The sequence below is a fragment of the Streptomyces venezuelae genome (genome assembly GCF_008642275.1).
In the GTDB taxonomy this organism is placed as follows: domain Bacteria; phylum Actinomycetota; class Actinomycetes; order Streptomycetales; family Streptomycetaceae; genus Streptomyces; species Streptomyces venezuelae_E.
In genome coordinates this window covers 1,603,401-1,623,545 of the sequence record NZ_CP029189.1, presented here as the reverse complement: position 1 = coordinate 1,623,545, position 20,145 = coordinate 1,603,401, and the positions used below count along the sequence as shown (strand labels likewise).

The following is a 20,145-nucleotide window of genomic DNA, read 5'->3' as shown; positions in this document are numbered from 1 at the left end:
GGTCGGACGGGCCGCTGTCACTACCGGCCGCGCGCGAACCTGCGCGTGGCCAGCGGTACGAACAGCGCGAGCAGCGCGCCCGACCACAGCAGCGCCCCGGCCACCGGATGGGCGGCGGGCCAGGCGGCCCCGGCCCCGGCCGCGCCCCCGGCGTTCCCGCACAGCTCGCGCACGGCGGTGGCGACCGCGCTGATCGGGTTCCACTCGGCGACCGTGCGCAGCCATCCGGGCAGCCCCGCCGTCGGCAGGTACGCGCTGGAGAGCATCGGCAGGACGAAGGTGGCGCTGCCGAGCTGGCCGGCCGCCTCCTCGCTGCTGCTCAGCAGGCCGAGGTACGTGCCCACCCACGCGGTGGCGAAGCGGAACAGCAGCAGCACCCCCAGGGCGCCGAGCGCGCCGGGCAGGCCGTTCTCGATGCGCCAGCCCATCGCCAGTCCCACGAGCATCAGCGGCACCATCGACACACCGGTGGTCAGCAGATCGGCGGCCGTCTGCCCGAGCGGTACGGCGGTGCGGCTCATCGGCAGGGTCCGGAAACGGTCCATCACGCCGCGGTGGGCGTCCTGCGCGGCCGTGAACATGCCGGTCATCAGGCCGTTCGCGGCGGTGGCGGCCAGCAGCCCGGGGACCAGGAACTCCCGGTACTCCGTGCCCGGCATGGCGAGCGCGCTGCCGAAGACGTAGCCGAAGAACAGCAGCATGGTGATCGGCATGGTCTGGGTGAGGACCAGCAGCGCCGGGGCGTGCCGTGCCTTCTGGAGCTGGCGGGTGAAGACGGCGCCGCCGTCGGACAGCAGGGTGCTCATGCGGCGTACTCCTGATCGGCGGTGGCGGCCTCGACGGCGGTGCCGTGGGGCTGGGTCAGGCGCAGGAAGACCTCGTCCAGGGTGGGCGGGCGCAGGGTCGCGTCCGTGACCGGTACGCCGGCGGCGTCGAGTTCCCGGATGATCCGCGGCAGGGTGAGGCCACCGCCCCCGCCGCCGGCGAGAGCGCCGTCGAGGACGGTGACGCCCACGGTCAGCCGCTCCTCGTCGAGCAGGGGCCGGCCGCCGGTGAGGTGGTCGAGCGCGGCGGCGGCGCGGCCGAGCGCCCCGCGCTCCGCGACGGTGACCTCGGCGCGGGCGCCGATCCGGGCCTTCAGCCCGGCCGGAGTGCCGGTGGCGACGGCCCGGCCGCGGTCGACGACCACGATGTCGTCGGCCAGCCGGTCGGCCTCCTCCAGGTACTGCGTGGTGAGCAGCACCGTGGTGCCCTCGCCGCCCTTCTCGACGAGCTCCCGCACCGCCGCCCAGATCTGCTCGCGGGCCGCCGGGTCCAGGCCGGTGGTGGGCTCGTCGAGGAACAGCACCCGGGGGCGGGTGACCAGGCCGGCGGCCAGGTCCAGGCGCCGCTTCATGCCTCCGGACCAGGTGGTGGCCGTGCGGTCGGCGGCCTCGGTGAGACCGAAGCGCTCCAGCAGTTCGTCCGCGCGGGCCCGGGCTGCGCGGCCGCGCAGTCCGGCCAGCCGGGCGAAGAGCCGGAGGTTCTCACGGCCGGTCAGGTCCCCGTCGACGGAGGCGTACTGGCCGGTGACGCCGATGGCGCGGCGGACGGCCGCGGGATCCCGGCTGACGTCGTGACCGGCGACGAGGGCGCGGCCGCCGGTGGGTGCGGTGAGGGTGGTGAGGATCCGGACGGCGGTGGTCTTGCCCGCGCCGTTGGGGCCGAGGAGGCCGCAGACCGTGCCCTCGGGGACGGCGAGGTCGAGGCCGCGCAGGGCGTGGACCTCTCCGTAGTTCTTCTCCAGACCCTCACTAAGTACAGCGTACGTAGTAGTCATGTGCGCCACCGTACCTCACTACGTACGCTGTACGTAACTAAGATGGTGGGGAGACGACGAGGTGATCTGAGCCATGACAGCCGGCGGGCGACCCGCTGAACCCGAAGTGATCTGGTCCCGCCCCCAGCGGGCCGGCCGCGGTCCCAGGCCCGCGCACAGCCGTGAGTCCATCGCGTCCGAGGCGGTGCGGATCGCCGACGAGGAGGGGATCGATGCCGTCTCCATGCGACGCGTGGCGGCCGGGATCGGCGCGGGGACGATGTCCCTCTACAACTACGTGCCGCGCAAGGAGGACCTGTACGAGCTGATGGTCGACGCCGTCAGCGGGGAGTACGAGCTTCCGCCGCCGACCGGTGACTGGCGGGCCGACCTGCTCGCTCTGGCCCGCCGGACGCGGGCGCTGATGCGCCGCCACCCCTGGCTGCCGCGCCTGCTCAGCCCCGTCTACGGGTTCGGCCCGAACGCCCTGCGGTACCTGGAGTACAGCCTGGACTGCCTGGCTCCGCTGGACGCGCCGGACGGCGAGAAGCTGGAGCTCGTCGCCGCCGTCAACGCCGCCGTCGCGACCTTCGTGGCCAGCGAGCTGGCCATGGCCGAACGGGCCCGGTCGCTCCCCTGGGGCGAAGCCGAGGAGCAGCGCGTACGGACGGCCTGGCTCGGCTCCCGGCTGGCCACGGGGGAGTATCCGCGGCTGGCGGCGGCCCTCGTCGCCGGGGGGCCGGTCCCGGGTGCCGGGCTCGACATGGACGAGGTGTTCGACCGCACGGTGTCCCGGCTGCTGGGGGCCTGGGGAGCGTAGGACGGGCCGTGCGGCTGGCTGATGTGCCGCCCACGGGCCGCCCGGCTGCCCGGCTGTCCGCCGGTCGCCCGGTCCCCCTGGTCGCCCGGTCGTGCTGCCGTGCGGTGTGGGCCCGCGTCTGCCCGGATGTTCAGAGGAGGGCGAACTGCCCGCCGGGGCCCTCCTCCTGGTGGTCGAGCACCGAGGCCGGGCGCCGCGCCCAGGCCGGCGGCGGCAGCACCCCGGCCGTGCGCAACTCCTCGGCCGACAGCCCCGGGCCGGGCTCGAACGCGGCCCGCTCCCCGGCCAGTTCGGCCAGCAGCGCCAGCGTGGTCACCAGGGCGAGCAGCTCCGAGGTCCAGCCCTGCGGCCAGTCCGACGGCCCCAGCGCGGCCAGACCCTCGGCGTCCGGACCCCGGTGGGCGGTGCGGGCGGCGAACCACGCCGGAAGCACCCGCACGCCCTGCGCCTCGTACTCCCAGGCCCCGGCCGGTACGGGGGAGACGGTCCCGCTCCCGAGGCCCAGCGTCGCGCTCTCGGCGTCGTACGTGAGCTCGCGCGGCCACTGCGTGACCGCCGAGCGGACGTACGGGCGGCGCCCGCCGGGCAGCCGGGGCGGCTCACCGCCGCGCGCGCCGCGCAGCTGCACGCCCAGCAGCCGGTGCCCCAGCTCCAGCCCCGCCCGCCAGCGCCCGGGATCGGCGGCGAGCGGGATCTCGTACCCGCGGGAGCCCGGACGGCCCGCCACGAGGATCCAGCACAGGACGTCCTCGGGGGTGACCGGGCCGCCGTGGCGCGCGCCGAGCAGGGCCGCCAGGCCGGGGGCGAGATTCGGCTCCGCGCCACCGGGGCGCCGGTGCAGGGGGCGGATCCGGCCGAGGCGGCCGGCCGGGAGGTGTGCGGTGACCAGCGGGTCCGGGGCTTCGACGAGGAACAGCTGGTGCTCGTCCCGCACCCGCCACAGCTCGGGGCGGGCCGCGTCGATGAGCCGCTGGTCGGGCAGCAGCCACTGCTCGTCGAAGGGATCGAGGAGCACCCGTACGGGGGCGGGGCAGGGGCCCGGGCCGTCGGCGAAACGGGCCGTGGCCGCCGAGCGCTGACCCGGCAGTGCCGCCGCCCCGGCATCGGGCCGACGGCTGCGGCTCGGGCGGAACAGCCGCTCCCGCTCGGCGCCTTCGGAGCCGGCCAGGACGGCCCAGCGGGCGCGCAGGGCCGCCGGATCGGGTGCGGCCACCCAGTCCCGGCCCAGGCGCAGGCCGCCCACGGACCAGGGCATCAGATCCTCAAGCAGCGGTACGTCTTCGCTCACGCCGCCGATGGTAGCGACGGGATCCGATGGCCGGGCTGCGTCCAGGCCGAAGAGCTAGGCTCCTTGTATAGGCATTCGTACGGTTTCGACCGAGGAGGCTGAGGAGGCGGTCATGAGCCAGTACGACGAATACACGACCCCGTCACAGGCAGAGGGCGAGCGCCTCGACGAGGACATGGACGAGGCCCAGCGCAAGCAGCGGCAGCACCCCCACACGATGCGGACCACGCCCTCCCAGGCGGAGGGCGAACGCACCAGGGAGGACGACGAGAAGTAGGCGCGCGCCGCCGCCCGAAGGCGGGCGGCGGGCCGTCACGGGGAGGGTCGGTGCGCGCCGACCGTCACGGGGACGGTCAGTGCGCGTCGACCGTCACCGTGAAGGAGAACCGGTCGCCCCGGTAGCGGATCCGGGCCACGTCCACCACCCGGCCGTCCTCGTCGTACGTGACGCCCGTGTAGTGCAGGATCGGGCTCAGCAGCGGCACCTGGAGCAGCTCGGCCGTCTCCGGATCGGCCAGCCGGGCCTCCACCGTGTCCGTGATCCGGCTGATGCGCACCCCCACGATGTCCCGCAGGACCTTCGTCATCGGCCAGCGTTCGAGATCGGCGAGATCCACCGCCTCGGCGAACTCCGGGAGGACGGCGTTCTCCGCCCAGTTGGTCGGCTCACCGCTCTCCCGGTCGTGGCGCAGGCGGCGGTACGTGACCACCTCGGCCGTGTCCGGGAAGTGCTCCAGCAGCTCCCCGGACACGGCCGAGCGGCCGTGCCCGAGGATCGTCGTGCGGTCGCCCGACTGCTGGGCCACGATCGCGTCGACCGAGCCCAGCAGCCGGACCGGGGTGCTGCGCAGCGCGCCCGGCTCGATGAAGGTGCCGCGCCGCCGGTGCCGGCTGATCAGGCCCTCGCCCTCCAGCTCCTTGAGCGCCTGCCGCATGGTCAGCACGCTCACCCCGTAGTGCCCGGCCAGCTGCTCCTCGGTGGGCAGGCGCAGCGAGGCGTCCGGGGTGCGCCCCAGTATCGAGGCGCGCAATGACTGCGACACCTGGTACCAGAGCGGCAGCTTGCGGTTCAGCACCAGCGAGTCGGGGGCGAAGGCGGTCACGGGTGGATCTCCGAAGGCTGGACAGGGATGACGTGCGGGGCATGCAGGGTACGGCGCATGCAGCGTATGCAGTGCAGGTCAGGCGCGGAAGTGGCGCTGCAGACCCTGCCACACGTCGTCGTAGCCGCGCTGGAGGTGATCGGCGCCTGCCGCCTGCGCGGTGGCGGTGATCGGCCAGCGGGTCTCGAACATGAAGGCCAGGCCGTCGTCGATCTTCTGCGGCTTCAGCTCGGCCGCGCTCGCCCGCTCGAAGGTCTCGTGGTCGGGTCCGTGCGCGGACATCATGTTGTGGAGCGAGCCGCCGCCGGGGACGAAGCCCTCGGCCTTGGCGTCGTAGGCCCCCTCGATGAGGCCCATGTATTCGCTCATCACGTTGCGGTGGAAGTAGGGCGGGCGGAAGGTGTCCTCGCCGACCAGCCAGCGCGGCGCGAAGACCACGAAGTCCACGCCCGCGAGCCCCGGGGTGTCGGAGGGCGAGGTCAGGACCGTGAAGATCGACGGGTCGGGGTGGTCGTAGCTGATCGAGCCGAGGACGTTGAAGCGGCGCATGTCGTACACGTACGGGACGTGGCTGCCGTGCCAGGCGACCACGTCGAGCGGGGAGTGGTCGTAGGTGGCGGACCAGAGGTTGCCGCAGAACTTGTTGATCACCTCGGTCGGGCGCTCGCTGTCCTCGTACGCGGCGACGGGGGCCTGGAAGTCCCGCGCGGCGGCGAGGCCGTTGGCACCGATCGGGCCCAGGTTCGGCAGCTCGAAGGGCTGGCCGTAGTTCTCGCAGACGTAGCCGCGGGCGTCGGCGTCGAGGAGCTCGACGCGGAAGCGGACGCCGCGGGGGATGAGGGCCATCTCGCCGGGGCGGGCGGCGAGCAGTCCCAGTTCGGTGCGCAGGAGCAGTCCGCCGCGCTCGGGGACGATGAGCAGCTCGCCGTCGGAGTCGCTGAACACCCGGTCGGTCATGTCGGCGTTGGCGGAGTAGAGGTGGATGGCCATGCCGGCGCGCTGGGCGGCGTCGCCGTTGCCGCCGAGGGTCCACAGGCCGGAGAGGAAGTCGGTGCCGGGGGCCGGGTCGGGCAGCGGGTTCCAGCGGAGCCGGTTCGGGTCCGCCACGGACTCGGTGAAGGGCGCGGAACGCAGGCCGCCGTTGTCGATCCGGGCGAAGGGCGGGTGCGCGGCCGAAGGGCGGATGCGGTAGAGCCAGGAGCGCCGGTTGTGGGTGCGGGGTTCGGTGAAGGCACTGCCGCTGAGCTGCTCGGCGTAGAGGCCGAGAGGTGCGCGCTGGGGCGAGTTCCGGCCGATCGGCAGCGCGCCGGGGACGGCCTCCGAGCTGTGCTCGTTGCCGAAGCCGGTGAGGTACTCCAGGGCCTCCGCCGTCTTCCTGGCCTGCTCGCTCATGTGCTGCTCCCGCTCCGTCGAAGGAATCCTATGGTCGACAGTAGGATTCCGCGGCTCGCACGTCAACGGCGGGCCCGTGCCCGGTGCGGAGATCGGCGGGAAAGGCCGGAAATGGGGGAGGGGTCGACGGGATGTGAACGGGGATGTGAACGGGGGCGTGCGCGCGGATCCGGTCGTAGGGGGTCCCAAAAGATGAACATTGCTCTACTCTCACGCGCATGTCGTGGACCCGCAGGTTCCCTGCCGTGCCGGCGGCGCTCCTCGCCGCCCTCCTCGCCCTCCTGTCCCTCCTCGTCGCGGCGCCCGCCGCCAGCGCGCACGAGGAGCGCCCGATCACCCTCCCGGACGGCTCCGGATCGGTACCCGAGTACCGAACGGCGGAGCCCGACCTGATCGTCTGCAAGACCGACCGGCCCGGATTCGAGCGCCGGATATCCGCCTTCCCCGAAGACCTCAGGCAGCGCAACCTCGCCCTGTACGAGCGGTGCGAGAAGAGCGGCTACCGGCACCTGCAGGAGGCCGTCGACGCCGTCGACCGGCCCGGGATGAACATCGCGATCCTCCCCGGGCTGTACGAGGAGGAGCCCTCCCTCCCCACGCCCACGGGGGAGTGCGCCGCGCTCAAGGCCCCCCAGTCCTCGCTCGGCTACCAGATCCTGTCCTACGAGCAGCAGGTGCAGTGCCGCCACAACCAGAACCTCGTCGCCATCCTGGGCAAGACGAACCTGCAGATCGAGGGCACGGGCGCATCACGGCTCGACGTGGTCGTCGACGCCAAGTACCAGAAGCTGAACGCCATCCGCGCCGACAAGTCCAACGGCATCTACTTCCGCAACTTCACCGCCCAGCGCACCACCTTCAACTCGCTGTACGTGCTCGCGGGCGACGGCTTCGTCATCGACGACGTGCTGACCCGCTGGAACGACGAATACGGTTTCCTGACCTTCGCCAGCGACCACGGGCTCTACAAGAACTGCGAGTCGTACGGGAACGGCGACTCCGGCATCTACCCGGGCAGCGCCTCGAACATCAACGACGGCCGCGGCTACGAGGTCCCCCGGTACTCCATCGAGATCACCGGCTGCCGCAGCCACCACAACATGGTCGGCTACTCCGGCACCGCGGGCGACTCGGTGTGGGTGCACGACAACGAGTTCGACCAGAACATGGGCGGCGCCTCGATGGACAGCGCCTTCCCCGGCCACCCCGGACTCCCGCAGAACCACGCCAAGTTCGAGCGGAACCTGATCCACGACAACAACCAGGACTACTACGGGTACGTCGCCGACGGCACCTGCGCCAAGCCGCCGATCGAGCGCGGCTACGAGCGGGGCGTGGTCTGCCCGCAGATCTCCATGCCGCCGGGCACCGGCATCATCACCGCGGGCGGCAACTGGAACCTCTACGAGAACAACTGGGTGTACGGGCACCGGCGTGCCGGCTTCTTCCTGAGCGCGGTCCCCGCCTTCATCCGCGGTGAGGAAGCGTGGTCGAAGCAGACCGACACCTCCCACCACAACCGGTACGCCGGGAACGTCATGGGCAAGGACAAGTCCGGCGCCGCCCGGCCCAACGGCATGGACGTGTGGTGGGACGGCCAGGGGCGCGCCAACTGCTGGCAGGACGGACCCGACGGCTCCACCCCCGGCACGGTCCCGCAGTGCGGTGACCGCCGGGGCGAGGTCTCCGGGGCGTCCGCCCGCCTGGTCGGCGAACCGGTCAAGCTGGCCCAGCTCCTCGTCTGCGCGGACTACAACGTCCAGGCGCGCAAACTCCCGTCCGGCTGCGACTGGTACGGCGCACGCGGACTGGAGCGGGTGGAGACCCAGCTCGCGCTGGCCGTGGCCGCGGTGCTGCTGCTCGTCGGCGGTGTCCTGTGGTGGCGCCGCCTGCGCGGCTCCCGGCTGGGCACGGCCGCCACGCTGGCCGGGCTGGCGGGTCTGGTCCTGGACGTGGCGGGCTCCACCATGCCCCTGACCGCCACCATCGTTCCGGCGCTCGCCCTCCTCCTGCTCGGCCTGTGGTGGGCGGGCGCAGGCCTGGTCATGCGCCCCACACGCCCCTGGCTGGCCCGCCTGACCCTGCTGCTGGCCGGGCTCACCGTGCTGGACGCCTTCGACAAGGCCGTCCTGATGATCCCCTGGACCCCCCTCAGCCCCGCCTGGGTGCGGGCCCTGGTCGCGGTGGTCTGGGTCCTGTGGGCGGTGGTGGCCTCGGCCCGCCCGGGCGTCCCGGCCCGCCCGGCAGGCCCGGGCGGAGATCCCGCGGGCGACCGCGCCCCGGTACCCGGCGACCCCGCCCCGGCGCTGAGCGCGGCGGCCCCCGAGCCCCCGGCGACCCCGGACCCCGCACCGTGACCCCCGCCCACGCCGCCCCGACGAACGGAGGCCAGCCGTGACCGACCGGCCCGACGACGACGACCGGTGCGACGGCTGCGGTACGCCGCCCCGCACGGAGGCCCGCGGGCTCCGCCGAACCGCCCGCGCCACGGCCCTGCTCGCCCTCGCCCTGCTCCTCGCGGGCGGCGCGGCGACGGGCTGCGGCGGGCGGGCCACCACCCACCACAAGCCCGGCACCAGCCACGAGCAGGCCTCCGGCGGCGTGGGCACCCTGCTCACGGCCACCGACGCCGCCGGCCACCGGCTCCGCGAGGTGCCGGCCCAGGGCGCACCGGAGGTCCAGCTGACCGTCCGCCCCGACTCGGAAGACGGCTGGAACCTCCAACTGGCGGTGACGAACTACCGCTTCACCCCGGACAGCACCGGCGGTGCCGCCCTCCCGGGCGCGGGCCACGCCCACCTGGAGCTCGACGGACGCAAGCTGGCCCGGCTGTACGGGCCCTGGTTCCACCTGCCCGTGGCGCAGGTCCCCGAAGGCACGCACACCCTGACCGTCCGCCTCTACGCGGACGACCACACCGCCTGGGCGGTCTCGGGCAAGCCGGTCGAGGGCACGGCCCAGCTCACCGCCGCCGCCCCGGGCCAGCCGGGCGGACACGGCCACGGAGCCACCCCGCCACCGGTCGGGATTCCGGCGCCGGAGCAGGCCGACCGTACGGTCACCATCACGGTCCGGGACGGCAAGGTCAGCCCGGCCCCCGCCCGCACCGAGCTGCGGCGCGGAGAGCGCGTGGCCCTGCGCGTCACGAGCGACCGCGCGGACACCCTGCACGTCCACGGCTACGACAAGGAGCTCGCCCTGCCGGCAGGCCAGGAAGCCACCCTGGTCCTGACGGCCGACCGCACGGGCCTGTTCGAGGTCGAGACCCACGAGTCCGGCCTCGTCCTGACCCAACTCCTCGTCCGATGACCCCGCCCAGCCCCGCCCCCGGCCCTGAACTCGGACCGGCCCCAGGGCTCCCGGCTCAGCCGCCGCCGACCCCTGCGCCCGCACAGGACTCCGCGGCCGGGCCCGGACCCGTACCGGGCCTCATGCGTCGGCCCGCACGGGACTCCGCGGCCGGGCCTGGACTCGTACCGGGCCTCACGCGTCGGCCCGTACCCAGGCTTGTGGCCGGGCCTGGACCCGTACGGGGCCCTGCGCGGCGCCGGTCCGTGCGGCCCAGTGTTCGGCCTGCGTTTCCTGGCGGCGTCCGGCCCCGGCCGACCGGGCCCGGGCCGGAGTCCGGGCGGCCGGGCCGTGTCGCCGACGGGACGTCGCCCCGGGCAGGCCGACGGTGAACCCGCCCGTGCCCGACCTCCTCCCGGGCACCGGCGAGGCGGGCCACGGCCAGGGCGTGGTCCTTCACCCGGCCGATCCGCTCACCTCGCTCGCGCACGGGATCGGGTCCCAGCACGACCTGCCCATCTCTCCCTTCTATGCCTTCGCCGGTGCCTTCGCCGCGCTCTTCGTCTCCTTCCTCGCGCTCGGCCTGCTCTGGTCCACCTCCCGCTTCCGCGGAGCGCACTCGGGCCTCGCCCTGCCCGCCGCCCTCCAGCGCGCGGCCGACGCGGCCGCCACCCGAACCACCCTGCAAGGCCTGGGACTCACCGCCGCGGTGGCCGTCCTGCTGCACCTCCTCCTCGGTCCCGACGACCCCGCGCACAACCCCGCTCCCGGCGCCGTCTACGTCCTCCTGTGGGTCGGACTCGTGCCCGCCTCCCTCCTCCTCGGCCCCGTCTGGCGCCTGCTCAATCCGCTCCGCACCCTGCACCGCCTGCTCCGCCGCGTCCTGCCCGGACGCGGCCCCGGCCACCCCCTTCCCGCCCGGCTCGGTCAATGGCCGGCCGCCGCAGGACTGTTCGCCTTCACCTGGCTCGAACTCGTCGCTCCTGATCCCGCATCCACCACCACCCTCCTCGTCGCCATCACCGTCTACGCCACCGCCCAACTCCTGCTCGCCGCCCGCTTCGGCGAGCGCTGGTTCGACGACGGCGACGCCTTCGAGGCGTACTCCGGCCTCTTCGCGCGGCTCTCCCCCCTCGGCCGTCGCAGCGACGGCCGCCTCGTTCTCCGTAACCCCTTCCACGGACTCGACGCGACACCCGAGCGGCCCGGACTCGTCGCCACCGTCTGCGTCCTGCTCGGTTCCACCGCCTACGACGGCTTCTCCGACAACCCCTCGTGGATCAACGCGCTCCAGACCTCCCCCCTCGGCCGCATCCCCACGGCCACAATCGGACTGCTCGGTTCCATCGCCCTCGTCACGACCCTCTACTGCCTCTGTGCCGCTGCCACCCGCCTCGTCAGCGGCCCGCACCCCGGCCCGCTGACCGCCTTCGCGCACTCACTCGTACCGATCGCGCTCGGCTATCTCATCGCCCACTACTTCTCCCTCCTGGTAGTCGAAGGACCACGCACAGTAAGCATGGCACTCGGCACTGACAACGCCCCCGAACCCGTGCCACCACTGGGTCCCGGCGGCCTCGCCGCCCTCCAGGTCGTCGCCGTCGTCACCGGTCACGTCCTCGGTGTCGTCGCGGCCCACGACCGGTCCGTGCGACTCTTCCCCCCGGCGAAGGCGGTGGCCGGACAACTGCCGCTGCTGGCGCTGATGATCACCTACACGGTCGGAGGGCTCAGTCTTCTGCTGAACTGAGACCCCCGCGGAACCGAGAAGCGAGGAGCGGCATGATGGACCCCGTGCCTCCCGTCCACTCCCTGCGCCGCACGCCCGTCCAGCAGCGCAGCGCCGACCGGCTCGCCCGGATCCTCGACGCCTGCGCCGAACTGCTGGACGAGACCGGGTACGAGAACCTCAGCACCCGTGCCGTCGCCGCGCGCGCCGGCGTGCCGATCGGTTCCGTCTACCGCTTCTTCGGCAACAAGCGGGCCATGGCCATCGCGCTCGCCCACCGCAACCTGGACCAGTACGTCGACGGCATCGCGGACCGGCTCACCGACCTCCCGGCCACCCACTGGCGGCCCGTCGTGGACGCGGTACTCGACGAGTACCTGGCCATGAAGCGGAGCGTGCCCGGCTTCGCGCTCGTCGACTTCGGCGTGCCCGCGCCTCCGGCCGGGGAGCCGGAGGCGGATCCCAACCACCAGGTCGCCGCCCGGCTGACGGAACTCCTCGCCGCGCATCTCGCCCTGACCCCCGACGCCGCCCTGGAGCGGTCCGTCCTCGTCGCGGTCGAGGCCACCGACGCGCTGATACAACTCGCCTTCCGGGCCGACCCGGCCGGGGACCCCGGCATCGTCACCGAGACCCGCGCGATGATGCACGCGTACCTGGCCCGCGTGCTGGACTGACCCCTTCCGGCTCCGAGCCGGGTCCAGGTCCGGGTCCGGGCCCCACGCGCAGGCCCAGCTCCAGGTGCAGGTCCAGCCCCACGCGCAGGTCCAGCCCCACGCGCAGGTCCAGCTCCAGGTCCCGGAGCTCGGTCCCGGCTCGGGAGGGGTGTGCGGGACGGCGCCCGTACCACTCCGTCCCGCACACCCCTCCCCTCCATGCGTACCGGTCGGTATGCTCTACGCACTCCGCGCGACCTCGCCCGTACCGCAGACCGCCGCCCCTGGAGGGCCCATGCCCCGCACCGCCCTGCGTATCTGCCCCCTCTGCGAAGCCACCTGCGGACTCACCCTCACGCTCTCGGACGGCGTGGTCACCGGAGCCCGTGGTGACCGCGAGGACGTCTTCAGCCGCGGTTTCATCTGCCCCAAGGGAGCCGCGTTCGGAGCGCTCGACTCCGACCCCGACCGGTTGCGGGGCCCGCTCGTCCGGCGTGACGGCCGACTGCGCGAGGCCACCTGGGAGGAGGCCTTCGAAGCCATCGCGACCGCCGTCCCCGCCCTGGTCCGGGAGTACGGGGCCCAGTCCGTCGGCGTCGTCCTGGGCAACCCGAACGTCCACACCATGGCCGGCGCGCTCTACCCACCGCTGCTCCTCAAAAGCCTCGCCACCCGCAACCTCTTCACCGCCAGCACCCTCGACCAGATGCCGAAACACGTGTCCAGCGGGCTGCTCTTCGGCGACCCCTTCGCCATCCCGGTACCCGACCTCGACCGGACCGACTTCCTGCTGCTCCTGGGCGCGAACCCGGTCGAGTCCAACGGCTCCCTGTGCACCGCCCCCGACTTCCCGGGCCGGCTCAAGGCCCTGCGCGCCCGCGGCGGCACCCTGGTCGTCGTCGACCCGCGCCGTACGCGCACCGCCGCGCTCGCCGACCGTCACCTCGCGCCGCGACCCGGCAGTGACGCGCTGCTGCTCGCCGCCCTCGCGCAGACCCTGATCGAGGAGGAGCTCGCCGACCCGGGCGCGCTGGAGGAACACTGCGACGGCATCGGGGAACTCGGCGCCGCACTCGGGAGTTTCACTCCTGAGGCCGTCGCACCCGCATGCGACCTCACCGCCGCCGAGATACGCACCCTCGCCCGCGAGCTCGCGGCCGCACCCACCGCCGCCGTCTACGCCCGGATCGGCAGCTGCACCGTCGAGTTCGGCACGCTCGCGAGCTGGCTGGTCGACGTACTGAACATCCTCACCGGCAACCTCGACCGGCCGGGCGGAGCCCTCTTCCCGCTTTCCGCGACTGCACCCGCCGGCCGCCCCGCGGGCCCGGGCAGGGGGTTCGCGCTCGGCCGCTGGTCGAGCCGGGTCGCCGGCCACCCCGAGGTCAAGGGCGAGCTGCCCATGGCCGCTCTCGCCGAGGAGATCGAGACCCCGGGTGACGGGCGGATCCGGGTCCTGCTGGCCATCGCCGCCAACCCGGTCCTGTCCGCACCCGACGGCGACCGGCTGGACCGGGCGCTGTCCGGGCTGGATTTCATGGTCTCGGTCGACCCCTACCTGAACGAGACCTCGCGCCACGCCCACGTCGTCCTGCCACCGCCGCCGCCCTCGCAGAGCGCACACTTCGACTTCGCGTTCAACGGGTTCGCCGTGCGCAACCAAGCCCGCTACTCGCCCGCCGCCCTCCCGCTGGCGGACGGGCGCATGGACGAGTGCGAGATCCACGCGCGCCTGATCCTCGCCGTGTCCGGGCTGCACGGAGCGCCGCCGGAGGCGGTGGACGAGCGCGTCATCGCCGACAGCCTGGCCCGGGCCGTCACCGATCCCCACTCGCCGCTCCACGGCGGGGACCCGCAGGAGCTGGCACGTCAGCTCTCCGGCCGCACAGGACCCGAGCGGCGCCTCGACCTGATGCTGCGCACGGGCCCCTACGACCTGACGCTCGACGACCTGCGGCAGGCACCGCACGGCATCGACCTGGGCCCGCTGCGCCCCCGGCTCCCGGGTGTGCTGAAGACCCGCAGCGGCAGGATCGAGCTGCTTCCGGACCCGATCGCGGCCGAACTCCCCAGGCTGCGCACGGCGCTCGCCGCCCGCCCCGCCGCCCTGGTGCTCGTGGGCCGCCGCCATCTGCGGTCCAACAACAGCTGGTTGCACAACGTCCCGGCCCTCACCGGAGGTTCCAACCGCTGCACCCTTCACGTCCATCCGCGGGACGCGGACCGGCTCGGCCTCGTCGACGGCGGGCACGCCAGGATCACCGCCGACGGCGGGAGCCTGGAGGTGCCGGTCGAGGTCACCGACGCCGTCCGCAGCGGCGTGGTGAGCCTTCCGCACGGCTGGGGCCACGACCGGTCCGGCTCGCGGCTGTCGGTGGCGGCCGCGTCTCCCGGAGCGAACGTCAACCAGCTGCTCGACGGCAGCCACATCGACCGGCTGTCCGGCACGGCGGTGCTCAACGGCTTCCCCGTTGAGCTCATGCCACTGCTCTGAGCTGGGGTTTTGCTCGTATTGCTCACGCGTGGACGTCTTGTTGGCGCAGGGAGGGGGCACCTACCTTCCCCACATGCTGACCTTCCTCGGCTTCGCCATGATCGCGACGTTCCTGGTCCTGATCATGATGAAGAGAATGTCGCCCATCGCGGCGCTCGTCCTCATCCCCGCACTCTTCTGCGTGTTCGCAGGGAAGGGCGCGCACTTCGGCGACTACGTCATCGAAGGCGTCGGCAAGCTCGCCCCGACCGCCGCCATGCTGATGTTCGCCATCGTCTACTTCGGCGTGATGATCGACGTCGGCCTCTTCGACCCGATCGTCCGCGGCATCCTGCGCTTCTGCAAGGCGGATCCGATGCGGGTGGTGGTCGGCACCGCCGTCCTCGCCGCGATCGTCTCGCTCGACGGAGACGGATCGACCACCTTCATGATCACTGTCTCGGCCATGTACCCGCTTTACAAGCGGCTCGGTCTGAGCCTGGTGGTGATGACGGGCGTCGCGGCCACGGCCAACGGCGTCATGAACACCCTGCCCTGGGGCGGTCCGACGGCGCGCGCCGCCACCGCCCTCAAGCTCGACGCCGCCGACATCTTCGTCCCGATGATTCCGGCGCTCGCGGCAGGCCTGCTCTTCGTCCTCGTCCTGGCGTACGTCCTCGGTGTGAAGGAGCGCCGCCGCGTGGGCACGCTGGTGCTGCCCGGTCAGGCGGGTCCGGCGGCCGCCGAGGCGGAGCTGGTCCCGGCCGCGCCCGGTGCGCCGGGCACCGCCTCCCTCTCCGCCTCCGGTTCCGCTCCTGCCCCCGCCCTTGCTTCCGGTGAAGGCGGCGCCGCCGGTTCAGCGGCCGGCACGCACGGCAGCGGTGACGCCGCCACCCCCGAGGACGCCTTCCAGGGACTCGACCCCGACCGCTCCACCCTGCGACCCCGGCTCTACTGGTTCAACGCGGGCCTCACCGTGGCCCTGCTCACCGCGATGATCACGGAAATGCTGCCCATCCCGGTGCTGTTCCTGCTCGGCGCCGCGCTCGCCCTCACCGTCAACTTCCCGCACATGCCCGACCAGAAGGCCCGGATCGCCGCCCACGCCGACAACGTCCTGAACGTCGCCGGCATGGTCTTCGCCGCCGCCGTCTTCACCGGGGTGCTCACCGGCACCGGCATGGTCAAGCACATGGCCGACTGGCTCGTCGGGGCCATCCCCGAAGGCATGGGCCCGCACATGGCCCTGGTCACCGGCCTGCTCAGCCTGCCGCTCACCTACTTCATGTCCAACGACGGCTTCTACTTCGGCGTCCTGCCGGTCCTGGCCGAGGCGGGCGCCGCCCACGGGGTCTCCCCGCTGGAGATCGCCCGGGCCTCCCTCGTCGGCCAGGCCCTGCACATGTCGAGCCCACTGGTTCCGGCCGTCTACGTCCTCGTCGGCATGGCCAAGGTCGAGTTCGGCGACCACACCCGGTTCACCGTGAAATGGGCGGCCCTGACCTCGCTCGTCGTCCTCGGGGCAGGGATGCTTTTCGGCATCATCTGAGATCCGGCGCCCCCTGGCCGACAAAAACTACCGACGCTAGTTTGTAGGGTGTTCGCGAGGTCGGATCTACGCGCTCGTGCGTGCTCGGGAGGAATGCCATGAAGGCCCACGACGGGATGTACATCGACGGCGCGTGGCGGCCCGCCGCCGGCAGCGATCTGATCGAGGTCGTCAACCCGGCCGTCGGCAAGGTCATCGCGCAGGTCCCGGCCGGTACCGAAGAGGACGTCGACGCCGCCGTACGCGCGGCCCGTGCGGCCCTCCCCGGCTGGGCGGCCACGGCACCGGCCGAGCGGGCCGCCCTGATCGGCGCGCTCCGCGACGCACTGGTCGCCCGCACGGGCGAGCTGACCGAGACCATCACCGCCGAGCTCGGATCCCCGCTCGGCTTCTCGAAGGCGGTCCACGTCGGCGCACCGATCGCCGTGGCCTCCTCCTACGCCGAACTCGCCTCCTCGTACGCCTTCGAGGAGCGGGTCGGGAACTCCACCGTGCTGCTGGAGCCGATCGGGGTGGTCGCGGCCATCACGCCGTGGAACTATCCCCTGCACCAGGTCGTTGCAAAGGTGGCACCCGCTCTCGCCGCCGGCTGCACCCTCGTCCTCAAGCCGGCCGAGGACACCCCGCTGACCGCACAGCTCTTCGCCGAAGCCGTGCACGAGGTGGGCATCCCGGCCGGAGTCTTCAACCTGGTGACCGGTACCGGTCCGGTCGCCGGTCAGGCCCTCGCCGCGCACGAGGGAGTCGACCTCGTCTCCTTCACCGGCTCGACCGCGGTCGGCAGGCAGATCGGCGCCACGGCCGGCGCCGCGGTCAAGCGGGTCGCGCTCGAACTGGGCGGCAAGTCCGCCAACGTCATCCTGCCCGGGGCCGACCTGGTCAAGGCCGTCGCGGCCGGCGTCGGGCACGTGATGAACAACAGCGGCCAGAGCTGCAACGCGCTCACCCGGATGCTCGTCCACCGGGACCACTACGAGGAGGCCGTCTCGCTCGCGGCCGCCGCCGTCGCCGACTACCCCACCGGTGATCCCCGCGAGGCCGGTGTCCGCATCGGCCCGGTCGTCAACGCCAAGCAGCACGAGCGCGTCCGCGGCTTCATCGCCAAGGGCCTGGAGGAAGGCGCGCGCCTCGTCGCAGGCGGGCCCGACGCACCCCTGGAGCAGGGGTACTTCGTGGCGCCGACGGTGTTCGCCGACGTCACGCCCGACATGACCATCGCCCAGGAGGAGATCTTCGGCCCGGTGCTGTCGATCCTCCGCTACGAGGACGAGGAGGAGGCCCTCCGCATCGCCAACGGCACCGTCTACGGCCTCGGCGGCGCCGTCTGGGCCGCCGACGACGAAACGGCCGTGGCCTTCGCACGCCGGATGGACACCGGGCAAGTGGACATCAACGGCGGCCGCTTCAACGTGCTCGCGCCCTTCGGCGGCTACAAGCAGTCGGGTGTCGGCCGCGAGCTGGGCGCGCACGGTCTGGCGGAGTACCTCCAGACCAAGTCCCTGCAGTTCTGATCCCACCGACCGTTCAGCCGCACGCGCCGTATCCACGGCATCCGCACCGCACCGGAAAGACGAGATGACGACCATGGTCCGCGCCGCTGTCCTGCCCGCCGTCGGAGCCCCGCTGGAGATACGGGACATCGTGCTGCCGGATCCCGGCCCCGGGCAGGTCCGGGTGCGGCTCGCCGCAGCCGGAGTGTGCCACTCCGACCTCTCCCTCACCAACGGCACCATGCGGGTTCCCGTGCCCGCCGTCCTCGGCCACGAGGGCGCGGGCACGGTCCTCGCGGTGGGGGAGGGCGTCACCCACGTGGCCCCCGGTGACGGCGTGGTGCTCAACTGGGCGCCGTCCTGCGGAGAGTGTCACCACTGCACGATCGGTGAGGTCTGGCTCTGCGCCACCGCGCTCACCGGGGTCGGGGCCGTCTACGCGCACGACGCGCAGGGCACCGCACTGCACCCCGGGCTGAACGTGGCCGCCTTCGCCGAGGAGACCGTCGTCGCGGCCAACTGCGTGCTGCCCGCCCCCGCCGGGATCCCGCTCGCCGAAGCCGCCCTGCTCGGCTGCGCCGTCCTCACAGGCTACGGAGCCGTCCACCACAGCGCCCAGCTCCGCCCCGGCGAGTCGGTGGCCGTCTTCGGAGCCGGCGGCGTCGGTCTGGTGGCCCTCCAGGCCGCCCGGATCGCCCAGGCGGGTCCGGTCATCGCCGTCGACGTGTCCCCGGCGAAGGAGGAGCTGGCCCGCGCGGCCGGAGCCACCGAGTTCGTACTGGCCTCCGACACCACCGCCAAGCAGATCCGCGCACTGACCGGCGGGCAGGGAGCCGACGTCGCCGTCGAGTGCGTCGGCCGGTCCGAGACCATCCGCGGCGCCTGGGAGTCGACCCGGCGCGGCGGCCGTACCACCGTCGTCGGCATCGGTGGCAAGGAGCAGCAGGTCACCTTCCACTCCATGGAGATCTTCCACTTCGCCCGCACCCTCACCGGCTGCGTCTACGGCAACAGCGACCCGGCCCGCGACCTCCCGGTGATCGCCGAGCACGTCCGTGCGGGACGTCTCGACCTCGGCGCCCTGGTCACCGACCGGATCACCCTCGACGACATCCCCGTGGCCTTCGACGCCATGCTGGCGGGCAAGGGAGGTCGCTCCCTGGTCGTGTTCTGAGCCCTGGTCGTGTGTTGACCCCTCGTCGTGTGCTGAGGCCTCGTCGCGTGCTAGGACCGCCCGCCGGGCGCGCCCGCCTCCTTGCGCAGCCGCAGGTGGCGGTGGGCCTCGTACAGGAACCAGTAGCCGGGCTCGTCCTCGGTGTACCCGAGGCCGAGCCAGTCCAGGGCCTCCTCGCCGCGCGGATCGTCGAGCAGGACCAGTGCCCGTACCGCCTGGATCTGGAGCTCGATCGACGGATCGGCCAGGAGCGGTATCAGGCAGTCGCGCACCTCGCGGGAACGGTCCCTCTGCCGCGCCACGGCGAAGCAGCTGCTGCGGCGCACCTCGGCGTCACCGTCCTGGAGGTACCCGAGGATCTGGGGGAGCACGCCCTCCTCGTCCGCACAGGCGACGAACGCGTTCGCCACCGAACGGCGGACCACGGCGGACGGATGCCGCGCGTGGGGGAGCAGGGCCTCGGCGAGGGTGGCACGGGGCAGCGCCGGGCAGTCCGCCAGTGCGGTGAGCAGGACGGCGAGAACGTCCGGATCCGGTTCGTCGGCCGCCCACGCGAGGAAGAGGCCTGCGGCCGGTTCCGCCACGCATCCGGCCCCGTCGATACACCCACCGCCCTCCTCGCACTCGTCGAAGAGGCTGATGCAGCGCACGACCTCGGCGCCGAAGTGCCGTACGGAGGGGCGCGGATGGGTGCGCAGTGCCGCGGCGGCCTCCCACGTCTCGGGGTCGGCCCGGCCGTACAGGACCGATACGGCCGCGTCGCGCGTCACGCCGCGTAGGTCGCCCTCCGCTTCGGCGCGGGCGAGGAGTTCGGCGAAGGGGGTGCGTATCCCGTGGACGGCCTCCAGCCGGCACAGGATGGCCGTGTGCCCGGTGCGTACGTGGGCGTCGGTGCCCGGCAGTCGCAGCAGACGGGTGAAGGAGTACTCGTCGTCCATGACCCGGCTGATCTCTGCGGGACCCGAGGGTTCCGGGGGGTCCGGGGGTTCCGAGGACTCAGCGGACTCCGTGGCTCCCGTTCGGCGGCGCAACTCGTTCTCGGCGCCCGTCTCGTGCCAGTGGCGGGCCAGCTCCAGGGCGGTCCGCCCGTCGGGGCCCTTGGGCCACAGCGGTACCGAGGCGGACTGCAGGAGAACGGCGACCGCGTAGGCGCCGGCATCGACCGCTCGCAGCAGCGGGGTCCGGCCGTCGGGGCCCACGCGGTCCAGCCGTGCGCCGTAGCCGCTCAGCACCTCGACCACCGGGTACGAGCCTCGGGCCGCCGCGATGTCCAGCGCCGACAGGCCGTTCGCCCCGGGCGCGTCCACGCCGAGGGCGGCTGCGCCGACTGTGCCCCGGGCGGCCTCGTCGGCCGCCCGCAGCAGTGCGCGGACCCGCACCGCGTC

General features: G+C 73.2%; 16 protein-coding genes. 10 read left to right on the top strand and 6 right to left on the bottom strand.

The features are described from left to right. Positions 1 to 20: 20 nt before the first annotated feature. Positions 21 to 806: an ABC transporter permease gene (locus DEJ51_RS06715; RefSeq protein ID WP_150256761.1), complete on the bottom strand. Its 786-nt coding sequence runs from the start codon at positions 804 to 806 to the stop codon at positions 21 to 23. After that, a complete protein-coding gene (locus DEJ51_RS06710) occupies positions 803 to 1,819 on the bottom strand; it encodes an ATP-binding cassette domain-containing protein (RefSeq protein WP_150256760.1) in 1,017 nt (338 codons plus the stop codon). The genes DEJ51_RS06715 and DEJ51_RS06710 overlap by 4 nt, the downstream gene beginning before the upstream one ends. A 73-nt stretch (positions 1,820 to 1,892) precedes the next feature. On the opposite strand from DEJ51_RS06710, the gene DEJ51_RS06705 reads away from it, so the two are divergent. Next, positions 1,893 to 2,618: a TetR/AcrR family transcriptional regulator gene (locus DEJ51_RS06705; protein WP_150256759.1), complete on the top strand. Its 726-nt coding sequence runs from the start codon at positions 1,893 to 1,895 to the stop codon at positions 2,616 to 2,618. A 130-nt stretch (positions 2,619 to 2,748) separates the two neighbouring features. Here DEJ51_RS06705 and DEJ51_RS06700 read toward each other — a convergent pair whose 3' ends face one another. Further along, positions 2,749 to 3,873, bottom strand: coding sequence for a type ISP restriction/modification enzyme (locus tag DEJ51_RS06700; RefSeq protein ID WP_190620883.1), 1,125 nt, complete (start codon positions 3,871 to 3,873; stop codon positions 2,749 to 2,751). Positions 3,874 to 4,018: 145 nt separating this feature from the next. Between DEJ51_RS06700 and DEJ51_RS34425 the strand changes: the two genes are divergently transcribed. After that, the gene (locus DEJ51_RS34425; protein WP_190620231.1) at positions 4,019 to 4,183 is read left to right on the top strand and encodes a hypothetical protein; all 165 of its coding nucleotides are present in this window, start codon (positions 4,019 to 4,021) and stop codon (positions 4,181 to 4,183) included. 76 nt (positions 4,184 to 4,259) lie between these two features. Here the strand turns inward: DEJ51_RS34425 and DEJ51_RS06695 are convergent, their stop codons facing one another. Both DEJ51_RS06695 and hmgA read right to left on the bottom strand, forming a co-directional pair. Continuing rightward, positions 4,260 to 5,009 carry a GntR family transcriptional regulator gene (locus DEJ51_RS06695; protein WP_150256757.1) on the bottom strand — a complete coding sequence of 250 codons (750 nt, stop codon included), beginning with the start codon at positions 5,007 to 5,009 and terminating at the stop codon, positions 4,260 to 4,262. Positions 5,010 to 5,087: 78 nt separating this feature from the next. Beyond that, positions 5,088 to 6,401 (bottom strand): homogentisate 1,2-dioxygenase, encoded by a 1,314-nt coding sequence (gene hmgA / locus DEJ51_RS06690; RefSeq protein WP_150256756.1) that lies wholly within the window; start codon positions 6,399 to 6,401, stop codon positions 5,088 to 5,090. 218 nt (positions 6,402 to 6,619) lie between these two features. Between hmgA and DEJ51_RS06685 the strand changes: the two genes are divergently transcribed. The 8 genes from DEJ51_RS06685 (at position 6,620) to DEJ51_RS06650 (ending at position 18,760) form a co-directional block, all read left to right on the top strand. Beyond that, entirely contained in the window at positions 6,620 to 8,758 is a 2,139-nt protein-coding gene (locus DEJ51_RS06685) for a right-handed parallel beta-helix repeat-containing protein (protein WP_150256755.1), read from the top strand. A 136-nt stretch (positions 8,759 to 8,894) separates the two neighbouring features. After that, positions 8,895 to 9,710, top strand: a complete 816-nt coding sequence (locus DEJ51_RS06680; protein ID WP_150261729.1) for a hypothetical protein — start codon at positions 8,895 to 8,897, stop codon at positions 9,708 to 9,710. A 427-nt stretch (positions 9,711 to 10,137) separates the two neighbouring features. Continuing rightward, positions 10,138 to 11,439 carry a hypothetical protein gene (locus tag DEJ51_RS06675; RefSeq protein WP_150261728.1) on the top strand — a complete coding sequence of 434 codons (1,302 nt, stop codon included), beginning with the start codon at positions 10,138 to 10,140 and terminating at the stop codon, positions 11,437 to 11,439. Between the two features lie 35 nt (positions 11,440 to 11,474). Then, positions 11,475 to 12,095, top strand: a complete 621-nt coding sequence (locus DEJ51_RS06670) for a TetR/AcrR family transcriptional regulator (RefSeq protein ID WP_150261727.1) — start codon at positions 11,475 to 11,477, stop codon at positions 12,093 to 12,095. 274 nt (positions 12,096 to 12,369) lie between these two features. After that, a complete protein-coding gene (locus tag DEJ51_RS06665; protein WP_150256754.1) occupies positions 12,370 to 14,568 on the top strand; it encodes a molybdopterin-dependent oxidoreductase in 2,199 nt (732 codons plus the stop codon). A gap of 73 nt (positions 14,569 to 14,641) precedes the next feature. Next, entirely contained in the window at positions 14,642 to 16,096 is a 1,455-nt protein-coding gene (locus tag DEJ51_RS06660) for a CitMHS family transporter (RefSeq protein WP_150256753.1), read from the top strand. Positions 16,097 to 16,194: 98 nt separating this feature from the next. Then, positions 16,195 to 17,607 (top strand): aldehyde dehydrogenase family protein, encoded by a 1,413-nt coding sequence (locus DEJ51_RS06655; protein WP_150256752.1) that lies wholly within the window; start codon positions 16,195 to 16,197, stop codon positions 17,605 to 17,607. Between the two features lie 73 nt (positions 17,608 to 17,680). Further along, on the top strand, positions 17,681 to 18,760 hold the full coding sequence (locus tag DEJ51_RS06650; protein ID WP_150261726.1) for a Zn-dependent alcohol dehydrogenase: 1,080 nt from the start codon (positions 17,681 to 17,683) through the stop codon (positions 18,758 to 18,760). 50 nt (positions 18,761 to 18,810) lie between these two features. On the opposite strand, the gene DEJ51_RS06645 is transcribed toward DEJ51_RS06650, so the two are convergent. Further along, a complete protein-coding gene (locus DEJ51_RS06645) occupies positions 18,811 to 20,139 on the bottom strand; it encodes a HEAT repeat domain-containing protein (RefSeq protein WP_150256751.1) in 1,329 nt (442 codons plus the stop codon). Between the last annotated feature and the right edge of the window lie 6 nt (positions 20,140 to 20,145).